Annotated in this window: 1 protein-coding gene; it reads right to left on the bottom strand. The window is 61.5% G+C overall.

What is annotated here, in order from left to right:
* Positions 1-228: hypothetical protein (locus IG80_RS15450; RefSeq protein ID WP_156962244.1), on the bottom strand; the 228-nt coding region annotated here is incomplete at its 3' end.
* Positions 229-611: the final 383 nt, after the last annotated feature.

The raw sequence follows: 611 nt of genomic DNA, 5'->3' as shown, positions 1-611 counted from the left end.
GATGGTGGCCTTGCCGCTGTCGCGGATCTGCTCGGCGCTGATCACCTGCACGGTGTTGCCCACCGGCTCGGCGCCGCGGATGTTGGTGCCGGTCACCACGACCGTCGCCAGCTCGGTGGTCTCGGCCGGCGCGGCGTTCTGCGCGTGCAGCGCCCCGGCAATACACATCGCCAGCAGCGACACCCCGCCTGCGATGCCACGGCTACGACCTGCTCGACTGCTCATCATTCCCCCACGGCCTGATTGGCTGACAGATATATCGGATGTGTGGTCGGGCCCTGCGTCCGGCGGGCACCCCTGCCCGGGTCCTGCTCCTGGAGGTGTCGGACGCATAGAACCGATCGAAATTTCGTTACAACTGCAATCCGATATGAGCAAAGGGGGGTGGGGCTGTCAAGAATAATTACGATATTTTTGCCTTGCGCCTGACTCCGCCGCCGTAAGTTTCATCGGTAACCTCGTCGTATTTCATTGGAAACAACGAGTTGCTGGCGCTCCGGGCTGGACGGCCTCAAGATCCTTGTCGAAATTTCGGGCATTCGTGACGCACTGCGACACGATCCTGCGCTTGATTTTCGAAATTCGCAGCGCACACTGCGCCCATGAGCGCC

The organism is Candidatus Paracaedibacter symbiosus (assembly GCF_000757605.1).
Taxonomy (GTDB): Bacteria; Pseudomonadota; Alphaproteobacteria; order Paracaedibacterales; family Paracaedibacteraceae; genus Paracaedibacter_A; species Paracaedibacter_A symbiosus.
Note: the sequence above shows the minus strand (reverse complement) of the source record. Positions and strands in the feature narration are given on the sequence as shown.